Origin of the sequence: Sphingomonas sp. Leaf20, assembly GCF_001421535.1 — a bacterium.
GTDB lineage: Bacteria > Pseudomonadota > Alphaproteobacteria > Sphingomonadales > Sphingomonadaceae > Sphingomonas.
In genome coordinates this window covers 90,187-112,186 of sequence record NZ_LMKN01000001.1, presented here as the reverse complement: position 1 = coordinate 112,186, position 22,000 = coordinate 90,187, and the positions used below count along the sequence as shown (strand labels likewise).

The following is a 22,000-nucleotide window of genomic DNA, read 5'->3' as shown; positions in this document are numbered from 1 at the left end:
GCGGTTGCGGGGGAGCGAAACGATGAGCAACTTCGGTGACAGGCTGCCGGCGGCGGCGCGCGAGGCCCTGGCGGGGTGTCGGGGACATTTCATCGCCGCGCTGCTGTTCAGCGCGCTGGTGAACATCCTGTACCTCGCCCCCACGCTGTACATGATGCAGGTATACGACCGCGTCGTCCCGACGGGCGGCGTGGTCACCCTGCTCGCGCTGACGCTGGTACTGGCGGCGGCGATCGCCACGATCGCGATGCTCGAGGCGGTGCGGTCGCGCCTCATGGTGAAGGCGTCGCTCCAGCTCGACGACCGTCTCGCGCGGACGATCCTGGCGCGGCTGATCGCGAAGGGGCAGGGCGGGCGTGGCGACCCGTCCTCCGCGCAGGCGATGCGGGAGTTCGATACGGTACGCCTCGTCATCACCGCGCCGACGCTCATCGGCCTGTTCGACGCACCCTGGACGCCGATCTACGTGATCGCGGCGGTTCTCATCCATCCGCTGCTCGGCCTCTTCGTCGTCTGTGCCGGTGCGATCCTCGTCCTGCTGACCGTGTTCTCCGACCGGGCGACGCGCCGGCTCACGCGAACGGCGCATCGTGCTGCGACGCGATCGGCGATCGTGCAGGAAGAGATCGCGCAGCATGCCGAGCTCATTCGCGCGCTCGGCATGGGGGCCGCGATGGTCGATCGCCAGATTAGCGAGCGCGCGCAGGGCCAGGCGGCAGGCGCCAGCGCGCAGATGGCCACGGTCCGCTTCGCCGCGATCGCCAAGTTCATGCGGTTGCTGCTGCAGTCGCTGGCGCTCGGCGTGGCGGCGATGCTCGCGATCGAGCGGCAGATCTCGGTCGGTGCGATCATCGCCGCGTCGGTGCTGTTGAGCCGCGCGCTCCAGCCGATCGAGATGCTGATCGGCGGCTGGGCCAACCTGCAGAACGCGAGCGAAGCCATCGCGTCGCTGAAGCGGCTGCTCGACGACACGAATGTCGCGTCGGTCGCGACCGCGCTGCCCGCGCCCGAGGGTCGCGTCTCGGCGCGGAAGATCGTGGTCCGCAGCCCCGATGGATCGAGCGTGCTCCTCAAAGGCATCAGCTTCGATGTCGAGCCCGGCCAGATGCTCGGGGTCGTCGGCGCGTCGGGTGCCGGGAAGAGCACGCTGATCCGCGTCCTGGCGGGGGGGATCACCCCCGAAACGGGCACGGTCATGATCGACGGGGCCGACACGGGCATGTGGGACCCCGAACGACTTGCGACGTACCGCGGCTATGTTCCGCAGGAACCGGCGTTCCTGTCGGGAACGATCGCGCAGAACATCGCACGCTTCGCGGCAGCCGATCCACAGGATGCCGAGGATCTCGATCACCGCGTGATCGCCGCGGCGCAGGTGGCGGGATGTCACGCGCTGATCCTGTCGCTGCCAGGCGGCTATGACTGCCCGATCGGCCGCGCCGGCGTCGCGCTCTCGGCCGGGCAGCGTCAGCGCCTCGCGCTCGCCCGCGCGCTGTTCGATGACCCCGCGATCCTGATCCTTGACGAACCCAATGCAGCACTCGACGCCGAGGGGGAGGCGGCGCTGATCCGCGCGCTCGACGCGACGCGACGGCGGGGCGCCACGGTCATCGTGGCGGCACATCGAACCGGGGTGCTGGCTGCCGCCGATCGCCTGCTGGTGCTCAGCAACGGGGCGGTCGACTGTCAGGGCCCGGCCGACGACGTGCTGGCGGTGCTGGCCAAACGCGCGGGCGAAACCTCCGGCAACGTCGTCGGATTGAAAGGAGCCACGGCATGACCGCTATCGACCACACGCCGCGGAGCGAGATCCGGCTCGGCCTGCGCGTCGCCGCCTTGTTCTTCATCGGGTTGCTAGGAGGCGCCGCCATGGTGCCGCTCGACTCGGGCGTCTATGCGCACGGCACGGTGATGGTTTCGGGCAAGCGGCAGGCGGTCCAGAACCGCGACGGCGGCGTGGTCACCGCCTTGCATGTTCGCGAGGGCGCCAGGGTCGTCCGCGGGCAGGTGCTGCTCGAGATATCGTCCGCCGACCTACACGCGCTCGAACGCGGGATGACCTCCGAATTGCTGATGCTCTACGCGCAGCGCGAGCGGCTGCATGCCGAGCGCGAGGCGCGCCGCGTCATCGTTGAACCGGTCGAGTTTCGCGATCTGCCCGCCGCCGACCGCATCCTCGCCGACGATGCGCTGCGCGGACAGCGGCTGCTCCTGACCGCGCGGCTGCGCACGGCGCAGACCGAGAAGGCGGTCTGGATGCAGCGCGCGCATGCCAATCAGGAACAGATTGGCGGGTTCACGCAGCAGATCGACTCGAACCGCCGGCAACATTCGCTGCTGACCGACGAGCTGGAGGGCATGCGGATCATCGCGCAAAAGGGCTATGCGTCCGTCAACCGGATCCGCGCGCTCGAACGCGATCAGGCGGCGCTCGATGGCGAACGCGGCGCGCTCGGCGCGCAGATCCTTCAGACCCGCGATTCGATCGGCGAAGCGCAATTGTCCGCGGCAGGGGTCGATCGCCGGCAGCGCGAGGAAGTCGAAGGCAGCCTTCGCGACCTGCTCGTACGGATGAACGAGCTCCGCCCGAAGCTGCTCGCCGCGCGTGAGCAGCTTGCGCGGTCGCTGGTCCGCGCACCGGTGACGGGTACGATCGTCGGCCTGTCGGTGTTCACCGTGGGCGGTGTCGTGTCGCCCGGGCAGATGCTGATGGAAATCGTCCCGCAGCAGCGCCAGCTTGTCGTCGAGGTGCAGGTATCCCCCGACGACGCCGACGATCTTCACGCGGGGCAGACGACGCAGGTCCGCTTTTCGGGCTTTCACGACCGCACGATGCCCGTCCTCGATGCGCGCATCGAGTCGGTGTCGGCGGACAGCTTCACCGAGGAACGCACCGGCAACCGCTATTACCGCGCCGAGGCGTCGCTGCTCGCGCACAGCGACCGGTTGCTGACGGTGCTCAAGGGTAAAGGCGCCCTGAAGCCGGGGATGCCCGCGGAGATCCTCATCCCGCTGAAAAGGCGATCGGCGCTCGATTACCTGCTGGGCCCGGTGATAGACGGGATCTGGACAGCGGGCAGGGAGGCCTGAGACTGGACGACGGCAGCCCGGTCGGGCGACACCGCGGGTCGCGATCCTCGTCGACGCCGGTTCGCTTTCACGAAAGGGGCAAGGGCATATCCATGATCCGATTTCCCTCGTCGGCGGGGATCGCCGTCTCAAGCCTGCTGCTCTCGACATCCGCGTTCGCGCAGCAGGCCGACATATCCAAAGCCAGGGTCGCGGCCGCGCCGCAGCCAGCCATACTCGAAACACCCGACATCATCGTCACCGCGCTCAAGCGTCCGCAGGCGCTTCAGGACGTGGCCGCCAGCGTTACCATCCTGTCTGCCGACCTGCTGCGCCGCCTCGATGCGCAGGATTTCTCGCGCGTCGCGGACTCGGTGCCGGGCGTGGCGTTCGCGACGACGGGTGTCGGCAATGCGCAATACATCATCCGCGGTGTCGGCGGGGTGGGCTTCGTCCAGTCGCCGACCACGGGGGTCTATCTCGACGAGACCCCGCTCCAGACGCGCGCGCTGCGCGGCTTTTCGCAACCCGACCCGCAGCTGTTCGACATCGCGCGCGTCGAGGTCCTGCGCGGGCCGCAGGGCGTGCTGTTCGGATCGTCGACGATGGGCGGCCTCGTCCGCATCGTCACGAACCCGCCTGACGCCACGGCCATCGCTGCGCAGGGACAGGCGGGCATCGCGACGGTCAAGGACGGCGGCACGAGCTGGGACGCCAGAGCGATGCTCAACCTGCCGATTGTCGCCGATGCGCTGGCGCTGCGCATCTCGGGCGGGTTCGTCCGGCAGGGGGGATGGATCGACGATCTGCGACCAACCACCGGCAACCTGACCGAAAACGCCGGAACGTCGGCGGTCCGCAAGGACGTCAACTGGACGCGGACGGCCACGGTTCGCGCTACGCTGCGGTGGGACGCGACGCCGAGCCTGACGATCACGCCATCGCTGATCTGGCAGGACGGCTACAGCAACGCGGATCGGCCGCACAGCGACGTGACCTTCGGCAAGCGGGCCCGGCTCAAGGCGCGGTACGCGGACACGTTCGCCAAGGACAGGTTCGCCATCGGCACGCTTCTGGTCGAGCGCCGGTTCGACGCGCTTGGCGGGTTCACGCTGTCGTCCAGTTCGTCCTGGCTCGACCGCCGCAACCGGCTCTCGTTCGACGTGACCGCGTTCGACTCGCCGATCGTAGAGGACATCGTCGGGGCGGGGCCCGGCGGCAAGCTGTACCCGACGCCGCTCGTGGATTTCGGTCGGACGAAACAGTTCACGCAGGAGGTGCGCGCGGTGTCCGACGGCGCCGGCCCGCTGCAATATGTCCTCGGCGGCTTCTACCGCGGGCTGCGCCAGGAGTCCGGGCGCACGATCACCGTCGCCGACCTGTTCGGCGTGCCCGCGCCGCTGCCGCTCGGCGCGAGCAGCCCGGCCGTCATCCAGGACGCCACGGTGCGCTTTCGTGAGCGAGAGATCGCGGCGTTCGGCGAGCTGACCTATGCGGTCGTGCCACGCGTCAAGGTCGCCGCGGGCGCGCGGGTCTTTGCCTATCGCCAGCGCGAGGCGAGCCGGCGGTACGGCATCGGTGGCGTCGCCGCGGGCGATCTCGCCTACGACTATGACGAGCGCAACCGCGAGAACGGCGTCACAACGCGAGTCTCGCTGAGCTATGCGCCGAGCCGCGAGGCCATGGTCTACGCGAGCTATTCGCAGGGGTTCCGCACCGGCGGCGTCAACGCCCCCGTGACCGACGCTATCTGCTCCCCCGCGGAACGTCGCGTGGCGGGCATTCCCGACGTCCCGCCACCCTATGACAGCGACCGGACCGACAATTACGAGATCGGCGCCAAGACCAGCCTGTGGGATGGCCGTCTGCGGATCAACGGGGCTGCCTATGCGATCGACTGGAAGGCGTATCAGCAGGCGTTCCAGACCGCGTGCGGGATCAACGACGCGACGACGATTTCCTTCACCGTCAACGCCGGTCGTGTCCGCAGCCGGGGCGGAGAGCTCGAGCTGTCAGCGTCGCCGATCCGCGGGCTCGATCTTCACGCGGGTGGGTCCTTCACCGACGCGACCTACCGGAACGACGTCCCCAACCTGATCCTGCCCGCAGGATCGCGCGTGCTCGATGTGCCGCGCTGGGCGTGGAACGCGCGCAGCGAATATGCGGTCGCGCTCACGGCGGGCGTGACTGCCAGCCTGTTTGCCGCAGCGCGTCATGTCGGCGCGTCGAACAGCGGGTTCGGGGAAGGCGAAGTGCTGCCGCGTCCGGCCTATACGCTGGTCGATGTGTCTGCCGGTCTGCGGATGCGCGAGGGGCTTGGCGTCGACCTGTTCGTCACCAACCTGTTCGACGCCGTTCCGGTGTTCGGGCAGGAATTCACGACGTCGCCGGGCAACACCACCGCAACCAGCTATTTCTCGTATCTCGTCGGCCCGCCGCGAACCGTCGGCATCCGCGTGACCCGCGGATTATGAGGGGGGCGTGAGCGATCGCGCGCGTCGCGGTCCCGCACTGCCGATGCACGCGCGACCAAAATCGCGAGTGCGAGGAGTGCAGCAACAAATCTGACGCGCGCAGGTCATGACGACGACACGGCGAGGCCGCCAAACTGCAACAGGCGCTCTCTAATCCCCGCTCGTCCGGGCCGGTTGGCTCGGAGGGGGGACACACGACATGTTGCATGATTCACGCCTGCTCTGGGCGACGCTGCCGCTTACGCTTGCTGCTCTGGGTGCCGCGCAGCCGGCCCGTGCGCAGATCGACGCGCGCACGCCCGGCACGGCCGGCCAGTCGCCGACGCCTGCGCCGACACCGACCCCGGGGACCGCCGATCCCGACGCCGATGCCGCGGGGGATATCGTCATCGCCGGCTCCTACGCGCAAAGCCTTGCCGCCGCGACCGAGACGAAGCGGCAGGCCGGCTACGGCGTGGACGCGATCAACGCCACCGACATCGGCAAGTTTCCCGCGCAGAACGTGGCCGAAGCGCTCCAGCTCGTTCCCGGCGTCACGATCACCCGCCCGCGCGGCGAGGGGCTGTACGTCAGCGTCCGCGGGCTTGGTCCGCAGTTCCAGAGCACGCTGCTCAACGGCCGCCCGGTGGCGATCAACGACCTGATCGAGAATGGCGGCGCGAACGGGCGACAGTTCCGGTTCGAGATGTTGCCCGCCGAATTCGTGTCGCAGATCGACGTGGTCAAGACGCCGACCCCGGACATGACCGAGGGCGCGCTGGGCGGCAATATCGACGTGAAGACGTTCCGTCCGCTCGACGTCGGCACGAAGACCACGGTCAACCTGCGCGGCACCTACACAACGCTGACCGACAAGGTGAAACCGAACGCGACCGCGCTGACGAGCGCGACGACCGAGGACGGGACCTTCGGGATCCTTGCCGCCGCGCAATATTGGGGCAAGCAGGTGCGCAACGACCGGTCGTACAATACCGGCTGGTATCTCGACAAATTCGCCTCCGCGCTCGGCGCCGGTTTCTATACGCCGGGGCGCACGCGGCCGACCGTCGAGACCGAGGATCGCAAGCGCCTGTCGGGGCTGATCTCGGCACAGTGGAAGCCGAGCGCCGAGCTGGAAACAACGCTCGACGTGCTCGCGACGCGGCTCGACATCGCCTATGACGAATATGGGCTCGACATCTATCCCGACGACGCCAGCGTCGCGGGTCACCGGCCCGTCCTGGTGCCCGGATCGGTCAAGCTCGACGGCAATGCCGTGATTGCGGCGACGATCAACGACGTGCGGTTCATGGGCACGCGCGAATACAGCCTCAACCGCCACGACCTGATCACGGTCGGGCTGAAACAGGCCTGGACCCCCGAGGGCTGGCATGTCGTCGCCAACGCCAACTGGTCGTTCGCGCACAGCTATCACCCGAGCTACGCCGAGGGCACGGTGCGCAGCCGCATCCAGTTCTTCGCGCCGCTCAGCTATGACTCGTCAGGCGGGTACAAGGTGGCGCCGTCGCTCTCCACTCCGGTCAACGTGCTCGATCCCGCCAACTATACGCTCTACCCGTTCAACATCGCGCCGAAGAACAGCAAGGACTGGGACACCTACGGACGGCTCGACGTCGATCACGAGATGGACGGTCTTATCACCAGGCTCGCGGCGGGCGGCGAATATCACTGGCGCAAGCGCGATTACCGCCGTCGCGATTTCACCGTGAACCCCGCGGCCAACACGTCGCTGACCGGCTTTGCACCGAACGGCTTCGAAGAGCTGCCGTTCGACGATTTCCTGTCCGGCGTCGGCGGCAACATCCCGCGCACCTGGCTCGTGCCGATCACGAGCGTCTTCTACGACAAGCTGTTCACCGCCGCGATCGCCAACAGCCCGCTGTCGCCGGGGGATCTGCGCGCCTCCTATGTCGTGACGGAGAAGACCGCGGGCGGCTATGTCCGTGCCGACTATGCCTTCCCGCTCGGCAGCGTCGCGGTCAGCGGCAATGTCGGCGTCCGCTATGTCCACACCGACCAGGTGGCGAGCGGCACGCTGACCACCGGCAGCGTGGCGACACCGGCTAGCTTCCCGCAGACGTTCAGCAACTGGTTGCCGAGCTTCAACCTGCGCGCCGAGCTGACGCGCGATCTGGTCGGGCGTCTCGCCGCCAGCCGGGTGCTGACGCGCCCGAACGTGACGCAGAGCGCGCCGCAGATCAGCGTGTCTACCGACCAGCCGACCGCGAGCGGTGGCAATCCCGCGCTGCAGCCGTTCCTCGCGACCCAGTTCGACGGATCGCTCGAATGGTATTTCAACCGGTCCGGCTCGTTGACCGGTGCGCTGTTCTACAAGGCGATGGACGATTACATCACCGCGCAGAACATCAACGTCGAGATCCCGGGTCGCGGCACAGTGCTGCTCAGCACGCAGGTCAATGGCGGCAGCGCGAAGGTCTATGGCGCAGAAGCCGCCTATAACCAGGTGTTCACCTTCCTGCCCGCGCCGTTCGACGGGCTGGGCGTCCAGGCATCCTACACGCACACCTCGGTCGAGGCGAGCTACACCGCCGGCGCGCGCCCGATCAAGGACCAGCTGATCGGCCTGTCGAAGAACAGCTTCAACGTCGTCGGCTTCTACGACAAGGGGCCGCTGGCGGCGCGGCTCTCCTATACCTGGCGCGACAAATATCTGGCGGGGATCGGCAGCACCACGCAGGTGCCGACCTATGTCGCGGCGTTCGGATCGCTCGACGGCAATATCTCGGTGCGCGCCACGGACGATCTGACCTTCAGCGTCGAGGCGATCAACATCGCCAATGCCAATAGCTACAGCTACAATGAAAGGGAGATTCAGTTCGGCGAGATCAACAATTACGGCCGCACGATCCTGTTCGGCGTGCGGGCGCAGTTCTGATGCTCAGGGGAATGATCCTGTCCGCCGTCGCGCTGGTCTCGACCGGGGCGGCGGCGCAGCGGGCGATGAACGACATTCAGGTCGTCGGCTCGCACAACAGCTTCAAGGCACGGATCCCCGCCGCGGTGATGGCGAAGATCCGCGCCGCCGATCCGCGGCTCGCGCAAGGCCTCGATTATTATCACCTGCCGCTCGCGCAGCAGCTCGATCGCGGGGTGCGCCAGATCGAGATCGACGTGTTCGCCGATCCCCGGGGCGGGCGGTACGCGTCGCCAAAGGGCGAGGCGTTGGCGAAGGCGGCGGGGGAGACAACCGGCTTCGACGAGGCCGCGATGCGCAGGCCGGGGTTCAAGGTCTTCCACATTCCCGATGTCGACTATCTGAGCAGCTGCGTGACGTTGGTGCGGTGCCTTGGCGAAGTGGATCGCTGGTCGCGCGCGCACCCGCGGCATCTGCCGATCATGATCACCATCAACGCCGCCGACACGCCGTCAGATCGCCCGGGGATTACCGCCCCCATAGCGCTCGACGACGCGCGGCTGCTCGACGCGCTCGACGGCGAGATCCGCTCGGTGCTGCCCGGCAAGCGGTTGATCACCCCCGACGAGGTGCGCGGCGGGGCGCCCACCCTGCGCGAGGCGGTGCACGCGCGGGGCTGGCCGACGCTGGCGGCGGCACGAGGCCGGATCTACGTGCTGCTCGACGTGCGCAAGCCCGTGTCGGACGTCTACCGCGACGGCCATCCGTCGCTTGCCGGTCGGGCGATGTTCGGCTGGTATCCCGACGACCAGCCCGAATCCGCGATCCAGATCGTCCAGGACCCGCTGAGCGACGCAGCGCAGATCACGCGCTGGGTGCGCGACGGCGTGATCGTGCGGACGCGTACCGACGCGAACACGGTCGAGGCGCGCCGCCGCGACCACGCCAAGGCGGATGCGGCAATGGCCAGCGGCGCGCAGGCCGTCAGCACCGACTATTATCCCGGCGCCCCCGATCCGTTGGCGACGGGCTTCGTGGTTACGCTGCCGGGGGGGACGATAGCGCGGTGCAGCCCGGTGCGCGTCGCTGGCGGATGCAGGGTGCGGCCGTGAGGGCGGTGCGCCTGCTGACCGCGCTCGCGACGCTGTGCACGGCCGCGGGGGTGCTGCCCGGACCGGTCGACGGCGCCGCGCCGACGCGCGCGCTGGTGGTCGAGCGGGCGGTGCTGGTGATGCGGCACGGCATCCGCGCGCCGCTCGATGGCGAGGTACCGCCGGGCACACGAACGCGCGCGCCCTGGCCGTTATGGCCGGTCGCGGAAAGCCGGATTACCCCGCACGGCGTCCGCGCGCTGGAGCATGTCGCCGCATATGACCGGCGCCTGCTCGCGGCGCACGGGCTGTTCGCGGCGAACGGCTGCCCGGGGGATGGCGTCCGGATCAGGTCCAACACGTCGGCGCGGACGATCGCCAGCGGCCGCGCGTATGCGGACGGCTTCGCCCCCGGCTGCGCGCTTGTCGTCGAGCATCAGCCGCTCGGCACAATCGATCCGATCTTCGAACCGCTTCGTGCGCGGGCGACCGCGTTCGACGCGGCGGCCGCGATTGCGGCGATCAACCGTGACACGGGCGGGATGGCCGCGCTTGCTCGCCGTCATCGGGGCGCGCTCGCCCGGCTCGACATGGTGCTCGGCTGCACCCCGGCGGCAGGAGGATGCCTGTCCGCGGGAGCGCCTGCCGTCGGCGCCAGCCCCGACGGCCACGACCTCGTTCTCGCCGGACCGATCCGCGCGGCATCGGGTATTGCGCAGGTATTGCTGCTGCAGGAGGTCGAGGGTTTGCCACGCGAGCATGTCGGCTGGGGCAGGGCGGATGCTGCGACGCTGAAACAGTTGGGTGCGCTTCACGCTGCGCTGTTTGCCGTGTTCACCCGTCCGCCGTACATGGCCGCGCATCAAACAGCGGCGCTCGGCCGGGAAGTTCTCGCTGCGCTGTCGGGAAACGGGCCGCGGCTGACGGTGCTGATGGGCCACGACACCAACGTCACCGCACTCGCCGCAGCCCTGCGGATCGATCTGAAGACGCCCGGCTATGCGACGAACGACGTCCCGCCGGGTGGAGCGTTGCTCGTCGAGCGGCTGCACGACGTCCGCACCGGCGCCCGCGTCGTGCGCATATCGTACCGCACGCAGTCGCCCGCGACGCTGCGCGGGCTCGGGCGGTCGGCCTCGCTCGTGGCGCTCAAGATACCAGGCTGCGCGGCACCGTGTCCCGCCGCGACCTTTGGCCGGCTGTTCCGATCCCGCCTCGCACCGCTTCGACCGGCGGTTTCTTGATGCTCCCGCATTGACCGGAGCGACCGTCCCGGACCATCAGGGGCGCCATGACCAAGAGCAAAGGCCGCACCGGCGCCCATGCGCGCGCCAATATCCAGCCTCCGCCGACGCTCGCCGAGGTCGAGGCGGCAAAGCTGGCGGTGGCGCAGATCGAAGGCCGTCTCGCCGGCCTCGCCGCCGGGCATCCTTCGGTGAAGATCTGGAAGGCCCGGCTGCGTCCGGCGCAGGCGATAATCGCGCGTGCTCCACGCGACTGAGGTGCCGGGCGTACCGCGGCCGTGGCGGCGCGCAGGCTAAACCGGCTTGCGCGACGCTGTCATGCTTGTCCGGCATCCACGGGCAGGCGGACGACAAACCCCAGTGTCTCGCCGTCCATCAGCGCCAATTCCCCCGAAGCCGCCTCCGACAACGATCGCGAGATCGCGAGGCCGAGACGGATGGCGATCAGTCCTGCATCGGCCTGGCTGCTATTTCCAGGATCGTGACGACGACGGTCCGCGCCTGATCGCGGAGCCGATGTGATCCGTGTCCGGTTGCCGTGCAGATTCCGTGCAGCTTTTATATCCAAAGCCGGCCGGTCTCTCGACCGTATGCGTTGCCGTCGCCGCGACGTCGGCCTAGCCATGCTGCGGGGGACATCGGTCGCATGAGGCGCGGAAATCAGGTCATGCGGTGTTTCGTAACGAAGCGTTACGATCTGTCGGCTACGCGTCTGCCGATGCAGAACCAAGGCCAGCGTGCATGTTCGCGATCTTCCTGACGCCCGCCTATGTGCCGTTCGCGATCGCGTTCGTCGTGATGATCGGGATCGGGGTGATTGAGGCGGTCGGCCTGGGGCTCGGGCAGCTCGATCTCGACGCCGACCTCCATGCCGAGGCCGAAAGCGGCGGCCTGCTCGACTGGCTCGGGATCGGTCGTGACCTGCCGATCCTGATCTGGCTGACCTCGCTGCTCGGCTGCTTCACGCTTGCAGGCATCGCTATCCAGCAGGTCGCGACCGCGGTGACCGGGGATCCGCTGCACTGGGGTCTGGCCGCGGGCGGTGCCTTGCTCGCCGGGATACCGCTCAATACGCTCGCCGCCAACGGGCTTGCCCGGATCATGCCCGGGTTCGAAACCAGCGTGATCTCGACCGATGACTTCCTTCGCCGCCGTGGCACGATCCTCGAAGGCACGGCCCGCCGTGGATCGCCCGCCCGCGCGAAGATCGTCGACCAGCACGGCCAGGCGCATTTCATCATGGTCGAGCCGCATGACGACGCCGACGCGATCGCCGCCGGCGACACCGCGCTCATCGTCCGCCGCGACGGGAAACTCTTCTACGCGCTGCCCGAGGCGAACGCGCTTCTTCAGCCGATCCGACCACAATCATAACCGGGGAGGGTCTTATGCCCGAACAGCTTCTGAACGTCCTGATCTACGCCGGCATCGTGCTCTTCGCGCTGGTCGTGATCGGCATCATCCTGACCCGGCTGTACCGCCGCGCGACCAAGGACGTGGCGCTGATCCGCACCGGCTTTGGCGGCGAGAAGGTTGTGCTCAACGGCGGCATCATGGTGATCCCGGTGCTTCACGAACTGATGCAGGTCCGGCTGACGACGGTGAAGCTGGAGGTGTCGCGGCTCAACAAGGATGCGCTGATCACGCTCGACAAGCTGCGCGTCGACGTCGTCGGGCTGTTCCACATCAAGGTGAAGCCCGATGCGGAATCGATCGCCGCCGCCGCGCAGACGCTGGGTGACTCGGTCAACAGCCCCGACGCGGTGAAATCGCTGCTCGACGGCAAGCTCGTCTCCGCGCTGCGTTCGGTCGCCGCAACGATGACGATGGAGCACCTCCATGCCAACCGCGCCGACTTCATCCAGAAGGTGCAGGAGGCGCTGATGACCGACCTGGACATGAACGGCTTCCAGCTCGAGTCAGTCAGCATCACGCATTTCGACCAGACCGCGTTCGAGCATTTCAACGAGAACAACGCGTTCGACGCCGAGGGGCTGACCGTGCTCACGCGGACGATCGAGGAGCGCAAGAAGATCCGCAACGACATCGTCGCGACCAACCGCGTCGAGATCGAGCAGCGCAACCTCGATGCGAACAACCAGTCGCTCGAGATCGCGCAGGCGGCCGAACAGGCGCGGCTGACGCAGGAGCAGACCTTGTCGGCCCGCCGCGCCGAACAGGCGACCGCGATCGCCACCGCCGAAGCCGAGCAGACGCGCCTCGCCGAGATCGCGCGGATCACCGCCAACCAGGCGCAGACGGTCGCGCAGACCGAGGCGGACAAGGTCATCAAGACCGCGACGATCGCGCGCGACGGTGCGATCCAGACCGCGACGATCGAACGTGACCGCACGATCGAGATCGCGCGCATCACGACCGCGGTGCAGACCGCGCAGAAGTCCGAGGAGGAGTCGACCGCCACCGCGGCTGCGAACGAGGCGCGTGCGCTTGCGGTGCGGGCGGAGGAAAGCGTCGCGACGGCCAAGGCGACCGAGATCGCCAACCGCAACAAGAACGTCGCGGTGATCGCCGCCACGCAGCGTGCGCAGGAAGAGGCCGTCGGTATCACCGTTGCTGCGACCGCCGAGAAGGAGGCCGCCGAGGCACGCGCGAGCGCGCTCCGTACCGAAGCGACCGCCGAAGCCGATGCCGAAAAGGCGCGCGCAGAAGGACGCGAGGCGGCGTTCAAGGTTGATGCGGCGGGACAGGCTTCGTTGAACGAGGCGACCAACCTGCTGAGCGACGCGCAGACCGCGTTGCTGGTTCGTCGCGCGATGCTCGAAGCACTCCCCGCGATCATCGCCGCCGCGAGCAAGCCGATGGAGAACATCGACAAGATCAGCATCGTCGATGCCAGGGGAATTCACGGCGACGGCGGCGATGCCGCGGCGAGCAGCGGCCAAGGCAATCTCGCCGACGCGGCCGTTGCCGCAGCGATGCGCTACCGCGTCGGGGGCCCGCTGATCGACGGGCTGATGGCGGAACTCGGCATGACGGGCAGTTCGTTGAACGGCATGCTTGCCGGGAGCAACGCTGACGGAGCACCCCGAGCGGATCTTCCCAAGACGCCTGCTGCCCTCAATGGCGGGTCAGGGCCCGCGTCTGCCTGAGCTGGAGGGGCGCCCTTCGTCAGCCGTTGGCATATTGCGAGCCCTATTTAACGCCCGGCACGGCCACACCCCCGTGGATTACCGCTTGTCCGCGCGCTGCGAGGCGTCGGGGTGAACGATCTGGCTCCTCAAGCGGTTGATCCGCTGAGGAGAATTACGAATGCGCGACGGGGAAAAGACGTTTCGAATGACTGGCGGATGCCGCTGCGGCGCCATCCGCTACGATGTCACGACGGCGCCGCTGTTCGTGATGGCGTGCCACTGCACGGATTGCCAGCAACAGACGTCGAGCGCGTTCTCGCTCGGGATGCCGGTCGACAAGGACGGCTTCTCGCTCACGGGGCAGCCGGCCGTCATGACGAAAACGGCGGACAGCGGGAACGAGAGCCGCGCGTATCGCTGTGGAACGTGCGCGGTGTGGACGCATACGACGACGGATGGATCGCCGGACATGGTGATCGTCCGGCCGTCGACGCTCGATGACACGCGGTGGGTCAAACCGGTCGCGCAGATTTACGTCCGCAGCGCGATGCCATGGGCCCGGCTCACATTGCCCCACAGCTATGAGGAGGAGTTCGACGATCCGGCCGAGATCGTCGAAACCTTCCGGTCGTCCGGGATCCTCGATACGATATCGTAAAGGCGGCGAGAGCTCGGATGATAGCCGCGGCGGACCTCGAGGAAACCGCCGCGGTTGTCATTCCCGCAAGTCAGGCGCCAGCCTGTCCGGTGGTCAGCGCTATTTTACCATGCGTTCGGCGCATCGGCGTATGAAGGCTGCGGTCGCCTGCGGATGCGCGACCGGCAGCATGTGACCGCCATCGGTCATCTCGAGCGAAGCGCCCGGGATTGCCGCCGCCGCGCGGTCGCCGTCGGTGGCGGGCGCGATGATTTGATCCTCGCGGCCGAAGAGCAGCGCGGCGGGGATCGTCAAGGCCCCATACCGGCCGGCGATCGCGTCGAGGTCGACGTCGGCGCTCGCCAGTTCGACCAGCGCCGCGTTCACCGATACGGGGCGATCACCGAGTGCACCGCCGCCGCGGGTCGCGAAATCGGCCGGGACCGGGTCGGGCGCGAAGATCTTGCCCCACCGCAGGCCATACGCCGCACGGCTGATCGGCGTACCAAGGACGTTGGCGAAGAGCGTGCGTGCACTGCTCCTGTCCTCGATACCCTGTGCGAGCGCGGCGGGCATCGACCGCGGCGGCTGGGTCATCGGCGCCAGCAGCGCGAGCCCGGCGACCGAGCCCGGATGGTGCGTAGCCACCCCCAGCGCAACCGCCCCCGCCAGCGAATGGCCGACGAGCAGCGGCGGGCGATCGAGCGCGAGCCGGTCGATCAGCGCTGCGATGATCGCCGACTGGCGCAGGATGCCGGGCTGTTCGCCGGTCGGTACCGAATAACCCGAACCCGGACGATCGACGAGGATGACTCGGTAGTCGTCCGCCAGCGCATCGGCGACGCCGTAGGAGAAATTGCGAAGCTGTGCGCCCAGCCCGTGCATCATGACGATCGTCGGGCCCGTACCGCGATCGACATAATGCAACCGCGCGCCCGCGACGTCGATGAACCTCCCGTCCGCTGGCACGTCCTGCTCGATCCGCCTGACGGTCGCGCGGGTGTAGGCCGCGGCTGCCGCCAGCGTCGCGGTGATGACCCCCGCCGTACGGAGCGCAGTCGACCGTTTCGGGGCCTTGTCCGAAACGGATCGGGACGCGAAGAAGCGGCGCATGTCGGCGAGCAGCAGTCCGGGCTGTTCGAGCGCCGCGAAATGCCCGCCGGCGGCCATCTCGGTCCACTGGACGACGTCGTAGGTCTTCTCCGCGTGCGAGCGTGGCGGCGGTGGAAAGACGGGGTCGGGGAACGCCGCGATCGCAGTCGGCACCTTGATCCGCGTCCCGGCGGGGAACGTGCCCGAATCCTCGAGCATGCGACCGCGGTACATCCAGGTCGACGTGACGAACGCTCCCTCGACCAGATACAGCATGATGTTGGTGATCAGCAGATCCTCGTCGAACGCCTGCCATAGATCGGGTCGGCCATGGGTGTCGCGCGGCACGTCGGCCCACGCGCCGAACTTCTCCAGGATCCAGGCCGCGACGCCGACCGGGCTGTCCGACATCGCCACCCCGAGCGTCTGTGGTCGGGTCCCCTGCTCGAGCGAATAGCCGGTCTCTTGCTTGGCGAGTTCGGCGCGGCGCGCGGCCCAGGCGAGCTCCTCGGGCTTTTTCGGTACCGCATCCTCGGCCTGCAGCAGCACCATGTTCAGATGCAGTCCCGCGATCGCTTCGGGATGCGCGTGCGCCATCCACCCGGCGATCGCCGCACCCCAGTCTCCGCCCTGGACGAGGTAGCGCCGCGCGCCGAACAGGTCGACCATCAGCCCGTGCATGAGTTCGGCAGTCTGTCGCGGCCCGATCGGCGACAGCGGCCGCCCGGAAAAGGCATAGCCCGGCAGCGACGGGATGACGACGTCGTGACCATCGGCGACGAGCGGCGCGATCAGGCTCTCGAACTCGAGGAACGACCCGGGCCAGCCGTGGAGCAGGAGCAGCGGGGGCCGTGAGCCGTCGCCACGCACGTGGATCAAGTGGAGCCGCTGACCCTGCACGCGTGCGGTGAACTGGGGCAGGGCGTTGAGCCGGCGTTCGTGCGCGCGCCAGTCGTACCGCGTCAGCCAGTGATCGACGAGACGCTTGAGATCGGCGAGGCCGACGCCCGATCGCCACTCGCCTGCGTCCGGCATGCTGCTCCAGTCGAATGCCTCGACCTTGGCGCGGATGGTGGCGAGCCGGTCGTCCGGCACGGCGATGAGGAACGGTTCTGCCATGACGAGGTCCTGTCGAAAGGGGGATGAGACGCGCCTCGGAAACGCGATACCGTGTCCAACGCGCAAATCCCGGGTGCGTTCATACGCGTCAGCTACCGTACGAACGCCCGGTATCCCGGCTCCTTCGCGGGGGAGCAGCGTTGTCAGGCGCTTGGACAGAGACGTTAGGATGGTTTGCGATAAAGATGCAGGACCTGACCGGCAAGGTCGCAGTGATAACCGGCGCGTCGAGCGGGATTGGCGAGGCGACTGCGCGCCTGCTCGTGTCCGAGGGCGTTCGCGTGGTGCTGGTGGCGCGACGCCGCGAGCGGATCGCGGCGCTGGTCGAGGATCTCGGCGATGCAGCGGTCGCGCTGACCGCCGATGTCGGCGACGCCGCGGCCGTCGCGTCGGTGTTCGCCGAGGTCGAGCGGCGGTTCGGCGGGCTCGACCTGTTGTTCAACAATGCCGGTCTCGGCGTGAACGCGCGGTTCGAAGCCAGCGACCCTGCGGACTGGAAGCGCATGATCGACGTCAACCTGTACGGCGTCCTCCATTGCACGCAGGCTGCGATCCCGCTGATGCGGGGGCGGGCAGGGGCGATGATCTCGTCGGTGTCCAGCGTCGGCGGACGCTACGGGACCGAATCCTGGTCGGTCTACAGCGCGACGAAGTTCGCGGTGGTGGGCTTCCACGATGCGCTCCGCAAGGAACTGGGCGGGGAGGGGATTCGCGTTTCGGTGATCGAACCCGGCGCCGTGTGGACCGAGTTCGGCCAGAACGTCAGCGACGCGATGCGCGAGCGTCGCGAAAGCCTCGACGCGCTGACCTCGGAAGACGTGGCGCAGGCGCTCGTCTATGCCTTCGCGCAACCGCCCCGCGTTCTGGTGGAGGAGATCCTGATCCGCCCGGTCAGGCAGGTTGCGCCTTGATGCGCTCGCCCGGCCGTGGATCTGCAGACGCGCCGGGCGCCGCCTAGCCCGGCACGCCCCAGTTCGCTTCCTCGCCGGCCGCCCTGGCAGTGCGGACGAGGTGTTCGACGTAATTCTGGAAGACCGGCACGGTGAAGGTCACGAGCACGGGTTCGCCCTGCGGCTCCTTGAACGTCAGCACGACGAAGCGCTGACCGTCCTCGTCGAGGATCAGTCCGGCTTCCATCGCGCCGGGGCCGCTGGGGGTGATGACGGTCGGTGTCACGGGGACCTTTCTGCTCGCTCGGGATCGTCGCGGTATCGCATGTTCGCAGGCGCGCCAATGCTCAACGCGCATCTGCGACGGGCAGCGCCGCCACCGCTGCGGTATCGAGGTCGGTCCGGATCTCGTGATCGGCGACGACGATGCGGCTCCATGCGAGCCGGTGCAGCGTCTCCCCGAGACCGCCAACGCCGCCGACGCGGATGACGAGATAGTCGATCCGCCCGCCCCGGCACGCGACCAGTGCGTCGACGGCATGCGCGACGACGACGCCGGTCCGCGACAGGACAGGCAGGCCGTCGAGGATCGCGGCCGAGAAGAGCGTCTCGCCGTCCTCCTCGACGCTGCGGGCCTCCTCGGCGCTGACGGTGTCGCTGATCTTCGCGCGCCGGCCGAGCCACCGCCAGATGCCGAACAGATCGACGACCGCCAGAAAGATGTTGGAATAGAGCAATTGCGTCTGACCCGTCGCCACGCCGACGACGATCCATGAGGCGGCGCCGACCGTGAAGATGACGAACCCCCAGCCCGTCACGCGCGGTCCCAGGTTCGATGCGGTCATGATCGCAGCGATGCAGGTCGCGATCAGCGCGAGCCATCCGGCAGTATCTGCGATCATCGTCCTGCCTCATCGTCGCTTGGCGTTCACCCTATCCCGCGTCGGGGGAAGGGTTCAACCGCCGGCGGTGCGCGCCCATTGGCCGCCGTTGACGTCAGGGCGCGTAGGCGCGCGTGAACAGGTCGAGCGCCTTCAGCGCGTGTTCGTGCATCTCTTCGCGCGTCGGGGTGCCGACCACCCCCCAGATCCGCTTGAACTGCTGCATCTGCGTCAGCTGGATGAGGTTCATCGCCGCCTGCATCGGGTCATCGGCACGCAGGTCGCCAGCCGCCATCCGTTCCTCGATATACGCAGAGAGGCGATCGAGGACGATCTGCGGGCCGCGCGCATAGAACATCTGCCCGATTTCGGGAAAGCGACCACCCTCCGCGACGATGAGCCGGTGAAGCCGGATGCTGTCGGGATTCGTCATCTTGGCGAGAAACCGCTCGGAGAAGTCGAGCAACGTGGTCCGGCAATCGCGGCCCGGGCGCAGCGCGTCTGCCAGCGTCTCGCGGAATATCCCCGTCACCTGGTCGAGCACCGCGGCGAACAGGTCCTCCTTCTGGGGAAAATAGGCCCAGAGCGTGCCCTTCGAGCCGCCCAGCTGCGTCGCGATCGTCGACATCGACGTGGCCGCATATCCCTGTTCGAGAAAAATGTCGCGAGCGAGCAATACAATAGCGGTCCGGCGTGCTTCGCGGTTCAGATCCCGTCGTGTCTTGGTGTCTTCCATGGCCGTACTATAGAGTACGGTTATAGATTGACAAGGTTGCGGCGCCGCAGCATGTCGCTGCCGTACCGAGGAGTACGGTAGTCAAATGCAACTGATTCGATTGATGGGCTGCGCGGGCGTTGCGGCAGCGCTTGCAGGTTGCGCGGTTCCCGATCTGGGGCCGCGGCCTGAACTCGCCACGCCCGGAACCTATGCCTCCGGCCTCAGCCTGGCGGCATCGCCAGCCCCGGCGGCCGCGGGCATCTGGCCTGCGACAGGCTGGTGGCGTCGGTACGGCGATCCGCAGCTCGACGCGCTGATCGGGGAGGCGACCGCGGGCGCGCCCGACATCGCGATTGCCGCCGCGCGCGTGCTTCAGGCGCAGGGTGCGGTCCAGTCCGCCGGGGCCGCCAATCAGCCGACGCTCGACGCCGATGGTTTTGCCGTCCTCAACAAGCAGAGCTATAACAACGGTATCCCTGCCGAGTTCGTCCCCAAGGGATGGAACGACGCTGGCCGGATCGCGCTCAATGCGGGGCTCGACCTCGATCTGTTCGGGCGCAACCGCGCATCGCTGGTCGCCGCGACCTCGGAGGCCGAGGCGGCGCGGATCGAAGGTGAGCAGGCCAGGCTGACGCTCGCGACCGATATCGCTGCGAGGTACGCCGACCTCGCGCGTCTCTACGCCGATCAGGACGTGCTGCAGCGCGCGCTGGCTGTGCGCAACACGACCGAACGGCTCGTCGCCGACCGGGTCGCGAGCGGGCTCGATACGCAGGCCGAGCTCAAGCAGGCGCGGTCCGCTGTGCCTGCATCGCGGGTCGATCTGGCGTCGAACGCCGAACAGATCGCGCTGACCAAGAACGCGATCGCGGCACTGGTCGGCGCAGGCCCGGATCGGGCGCTGTCGATCACGCGGCCTGCCGTGCGCGTGATGACCGCGGAGCTTCCCGCCGACGCGGGCATCGGTCTGATCGGGCGCCGTCCGGACATCGCCGCCGCGCGTGCGCGCGCCGAAGCCGCGGCAAGCCGGATCAAGGTCGCGCGCGCCGACTTCTATCCCGACATCAGCCTGTCGGGGCTGATCGGTCTCCAGTCGCTCGGGCTCGATCAGCTGTTCAAGGGCGGGTCGAGCATCGGCAATGTCGGCCCGGCGATCAGCCTGCCGATCTTTCGCGGCGGCGCGATCCAGGGTCAGTATCGCCAGGCGCGCGGGCGCTATGACGAGGCAGTCGCGACCTATGACCGCATCGTGATCGGCGCATTGCGCGAGGTTGCCGACGCGGTGACCAGTCGCCGGCAGGTCGCCGTGCAGCTGGTCGACGCGCAGGAATCGTTGCGCGATGCCGAAGGTGCCTATCACGTCGCGCAGCTCCGCTATCGCGGCGGGCTCTCGACCTTTCTCAACGTGCTCAGCGCCGAGCAGACGGTGCTGACCGCGCGGCGGTCGCTCGCGGCGATCGATGCGCGGCGGTTCGCGCTCGACATCCAGTTGGTCCGCGCGCTCGGCGGCGGCTTTCAACCCCTCAACCCGACCAGTGGGACACGATAATGGCCTTCCCATCCAACGACGACGGCGACCGGGCCCTTGCGCCCAAGCCAGCGGCCGACACGCAGCAGGCGGGGCCGCCTGCGCCAGACCCCGGTCAGGCCGGATCGGACGATGACCAGCCGGAGACCGCCAAGCCGGATACGGCCAACCCGGGCCGTCGCAAGCGGCTGCTCCTGATCGTCGCGCTCGTCGTGGGGATCGCGGCGGCCGCCTATTTCCTGTACGACGCGCTGGTGCTGTCGAAGCGCGTGACCACCGACAATGCCTATGTCGCGGCGGAGACCGCACAGGTCATGCCGCTCGTCAGCGGTCAGGTCGTCGACGTGACCGTCAGCGACACGCAGAGCGTCAAGCGCGGCCAGGTCCTGATGCGGCTCGACGACGCCGATCTCAAGATCGCGGTTGCGCAGGCCGAGGCCGACCTGGCGGGCGCCGAGCGCCGCTATGGTCAGACCGCGGCGACGGGCGACGCCTTGCAGGCACAGGCCAACGCACGCGGCGCGGACGTGGGCGCCGCGCGCGCGCAGCTCGCGCTGGCGCAGGGCAATCTCGAGCGCGCGCAGATCGACTATCAACGCCGCCAGGCGCTGGTCGCGGCAGGCGCCGTGTCGGGTGACGAGGTGACGGCAGCGACGAACGCATTGCGGACCGCGCGCGCCAATGTCGCCGTTGCGCAGGCAGGGATCGCGCAGGCGACCGCAACACAGGTTTCGGCGCAGAAGGATCGTGCGGCCAATATCGCACTGACGCGCGGCACGACGCAGGCCACCGCACCCGAAGTGCTCGCGGCACGTGCCAAGCTGCGCCAGGCGAAGCTGGACCTGTCGCGCACCGTCGTTCGCGCACCGATCGACGGTGTCGTTGCGCAGCGCAACGTCCAGATCGGTCAGCGACTTGCGCCCGGCACCGCCGCGATGTCGATCGTCCCGGTCGACCGGCTGTACGTCGATGCCAATTACAAGGAAGGCCAGCTTCAGAAGGTCCGGATCGGGCAGCGCGCGACGCTGACGTCCGATCTCCATGGCGGCGACGTCGTCTATCACGGCCGCGTCGTCGGGCTTGCGGGCGGGACCGGGTCGGCCTTCGCGCTGATCCCCGCACAGAATGCGACGGGCAACTGGATCAAGGTCGTGCAGCGCTTGCCGGTTCGGATCGTGCTCGACCAGCGTGAACTGCGCGCGCATCCGCTTCGTGTCGGGCTGTCGATGGATGCCGAGATCGACATCGCCGACGATGGCGGCGATGAGCGCGGCGGCAACCGCTAGGACC

At 68.3% G+C, this 22,000-nt stretch carries 17 protein-coding genes; 13 read left to right on the top strand and 4 right to left on the bottom strand.

Annotated elements, in window-relative coordinates; all coding sequences use genetic code 11:
* Nucleotides 1–22: 22 nt before the first annotated feature.
* The 10 genes from ASE72_RS00475 (at nt 23) to ASE72_RS00430 (ending at nt 14,503) form a co-directional block, all read left to right on the top strand.
* Complete coding sequence (locus ASE72_RS00475) at nt 23–1,780, top strand: type I secretion system permease/ATPase (RefSeq protein WP_056015442.1); 1,758 nt, start codon at nt 23–25, stop codon at nt 1,778–1,780.
* Nucleotides 1,777–3,090, top strand: coding sequence for an HlyD family type I secretion periplasmic adaptor subunit (locus ASE72_RS00470; RefSeq protein WP_056015439.1), 1,314 nt, complete (start codon nt 1,777–1,779; stop codon nt 3,088–3,090). Before ASE72_RS00475 ends, ASE72_RS00470 begins: the two co-directional genes overlap by 4 nt.
* 92 nt (nt 3,091–3,182) lie before the next feature.
* Nucleotides 3,183–5,543, top strand: a complete 2,361-nt coding sequence (locus tag ASE72_RS00465; RefSeq protein ID WP_056015437.1) for a TonB-dependent receptor — start codon at nt 3,183–3,185, stop codon at nt 5,541–5,543.
* Between the two features lie 199 nt (nt 5,544–5,742).
* Nucleotides 5,743–8,439 carry a TonB-dependent receptor gene (locus tag ASE72_RS00460; RefSeq protein WP_082445695.1) on the top strand — a complete coding sequence of 899 codons (2,697 nt, stop codon included), beginning with the start codon at nt 5,743–5,745 and terminating at the stop codon, nt 8,437–8,439.
* A gap of 11 nt (nt 8,440–8,450) precedes the next feature.
* Entirely contained in the window at nt 8,451–9,530 is a 1,080-nt protein-coding gene (locus tag ASE72_RS00455; protein WP_235532174.1) for a Ca2+-dependent phosphoinositide-specific phospholipase C, read from the top strand.
* Nucleotides 9,527–10,753 carry a histidine-type phosphatase gene (locus tag ASE72_RS00450; RefSeq protein ID WP_156350023.1) on the top strand — a complete coding sequence of 409 codons (1,227 nt, stop codon included), beginning with the start codon at nt 9,527–9,529 and terminating at the stop codon, nt 10,751–10,753. The genes ASE72_RS00455 and ASE72_RS00450 overlap by 4 nt, the downstream gene beginning before the upstream one ends.
* 47 nt (nt 10,754–10,800) lie before the next feature.
* Nucleotides 10,801–11,010, top strand: a complete 210-nt coding sequence (locus ASE72_RS00445) for a hypothetical protein (RefSeq protein WP_056015433.1) — start codon at nt 10,801–10,803, stop codon at nt 11,008–11,010.
* A 484-nt stretch (nt 11,011–11,494) separates the two neighbouring features.
* Nucleotides 11,495–12,127, top strand: coding sequence for an OB-fold-containig protein (locus tag ASE72_RS00440; protein ID WP_056015431.1), 633 nt, complete (start codon nt 11,495–11,497; stop codon nt 12,125–12,127).
* A gap of 14 nt (nt 12,128–12,141) precedes the next feature.
* Nucleotides 12,142–13,863 (top strand): flotillin family protein, encoded by a 1,722-nt coding sequence (locus ASE72_RS00435; protein ID WP_056015429.1) that lies wholly within the window; start codon nt 12,142–12,144, stop codon nt 13,861–13,863.
* 160 nt (nt 13,864–14,023) lie between these two features.
* Nucleotides 14,024–14,503 carry a GFA family protein gene (locus ASE72_RS00430; protein WP_056015427.1) on the top strand — a complete coding sequence of 160 codons (480 nt, stop codon included), beginning with the start codon at nt 14,024–14,026 and terminating at the stop codon, nt 14,501–14,503.
* Nucleotides 14,504–14,602: 99 nt separating this feature from the next.
* On the opposite strand, the gene ASE72_RS00425 is transcribed toward ASE72_RS00430, so the two are convergent.
* Nucleotides 14,603–16,693, bottom strand: coding sequence for an epoxide hydrolase family protein (locus ASE72_RS00425; RefSeq protein WP_056015425.1), 2,091 nt, complete (start codon nt 16,691–16,693; stop codon nt 14,603–14,605).
* Nucleotides 16,694–16,878: 185 nt separating this feature from the next.
* On the opposite strand from ASE72_RS00425, the gene ASE72_RS00420 reads away from it, so the two are divergent.
* Complete coding sequence (locus ASE72_RS00420) at nt 16,879–17,604, top strand: SDR family oxidoreductase (protein WP_082445694.1); 726 nt, start codon at nt 16,879–16,881, stop codon at nt 17,602–17,604.
* A 43-nt stretch (nt 17,605–17,647) separates the two neighbouring features.
* On the opposite strand, the gene ASE72_RS00415 is transcribed toward ASE72_RS00420, so the two are convergent.
* From ASE72_RS00415 to ASE72_RS00405, 3 genes are all read right to left on the bottom strand, one after another.
* Complete coding sequence (locus tag ASE72_RS00415) at nt 17,648–17,869, bottom strand: hypothetical protein (protein ID WP_156350021.1); 222 nt, start codon at nt 17,867–17,869, stop codon at nt 17,648–17,650.
* Nucleotides 17,870–17,930: 61 nt separating this feature from the next.
* Nucleotides 17,931–18,485: a PRC-barrel domain-containing protein gene (locus ASE72_RS00410; RefSeq protein ID WP_235532173.1), complete on the bottom strand. Its 555-nt coding sequence runs from the start codon at nt 18,483–18,485 to the stop codon at nt 17,931–17,933.
* A 94-nt stretch (nt 18,486–18,579) separates the two neighbouring features.
* Entirely contained in the window at nt 18,580–19,092 is a 513-nt protein-coding gene (locus tag ASE72_RS00405; RefSeq protein WP_235532172.1) for a TetR/AcrR family transcriptional regulator, read from the bottom strand.
* Between the two features lie 193 nt (nt 19,093–19,285).
* Between ASE72_RS00405 and ASE72_RS00400 the strand changes: the two genes are divergently transcribed.
* Nucleotides 19,286–20,731 carry an efflux transporter outer membrane subunit gene (locus tag ASE72_RS00400; protein WP_056015419.1) on the top strand — a complete coding sequence of 482 codons (1,446 nt, stop codon included), beginning with the start codon at nt 19,286–19,288 and terminating at the stop codon, nt 20,729–20,731.
* The gene (locus ASE72_RS00395; RefSeq protein WP_082445693.1) at nt 20,731–21,996 is read left to right on the top strand and encodes an HlyD family efflux transporter periplasmic adaptor subunit; all 1,266 of its coding nucleotides are present in this window, start codon (nt 20,731–20,733) and stop codon (nt 21,994–21,996) included. The genes ASE72_RS00400 and ASE72_RS00395 overlap by 1 nt, the downstream gene beginning before the upstream one ends.
* Nucleotides 21,997–22,000 lie beyond the last annotated feature (4 nt).

Coding starts and splice junctions, on each gene's coding strand:
- ASE72_RS00430 (WP_056015427.1), top strand. CDS start 14,024: ATGCGCGACGGGGAAAAGACGTTTCGAATGACTGGCGGATGCCGCTGC.
- ASE72_RS00420 (WP_082445694.1), top strand. CDS start 16,879: ATGCAGGACCTGACCGGCAAGGTCGCAGTGATAACCGGCGCGTCGAGC.
- ASE72_RS00440 (WP_056015431.1), top strand. CDS start 11,495: ATGTTCGCGATCTTCCTGACGCCCGCCTATGTGCCGTTCGCGATCGCG.
- ASE72_RS00395 (WP_082445693.1), top strand. CDS start 20,731: ATGGCCTTCCCATCCAACGACGACGGCGACCGGGCCCTTGCGCCCAAG.
- ASE72_RS00405 (WP_235532172.1), bottom strand. CDS start 19,092: ATGTCGACGATCGCGACGCAGCTGGGCGGCTCGAAGGGCACGCTCTGG.
- ASE72_RS00435 (WP_056015429.1), top strand. CDS start 12,142: ATGCCCGAACAGCTTCTGAACGTCCTGATCTACGCCGGCATCGTGCTC.
- ASE72_RS00460 (WP_082445695.1), top strand. CDS start 5,743: ATGTTGCATGATTCACGCCTGCTCTGGGCGACGCTGCCGCTTACGCTT.
- ASE72_RS00410 (WP_235532173.1), bottom strand. CDS start 18,485: ATGATCGCAGATACTGCCGGATGGCTCGCGCTGATCGCGACCTGCATC.
- ASE72_RS00445 (WP_056015433.1), top strand. CDS start 10,801: ATGACCAAGAGCAAAGGCCGCACCGGCGCCCATGCGCGCGCCAATATC.
- ASE72_RS00470 (WP_056015439.1), top strand. CDS start 1,777: ATGACCGCTATCGACCACACGCCGCGGAGCGAGATCCGGCTCGGCCTG.
- ASE72_RS00400 (WP_056015419.1), top strand. CDS start 19,286: ATGCAACTGATTCGATTGATGGGCTGCGCGGGCGTTGCGGCAGCGCTT.
- ASE72_RS00465 (WP_056015437.1), top strand. CDS start 3,183: ATGATCCGATTTCCCTCGTCGGCGGGGATCGCCGTCTCAAGCCTGCTG.
- ASE72_RS00425 (WP_056015425.1), bottom strand. CDS start 16,693: ATGGCAGAACCGTTCCTCATCGCCGTGCCGGACGACCGGCTCGCCACC.
- ASE72_RS00455 (WP_235532174.1), top strand. CDS start 8,451: ATGATCCTGTCCGCCGTCGCGCTGGTCTCGACCGGGGCGGCGGCGCAG.
- ASE72_RS00475 (WP_056015442.1), top strand. CDS start 23: ATGAGCAACTTCGGTGACAGGCTGCCGGCGGCGGCGCGCGAGGCCCTG.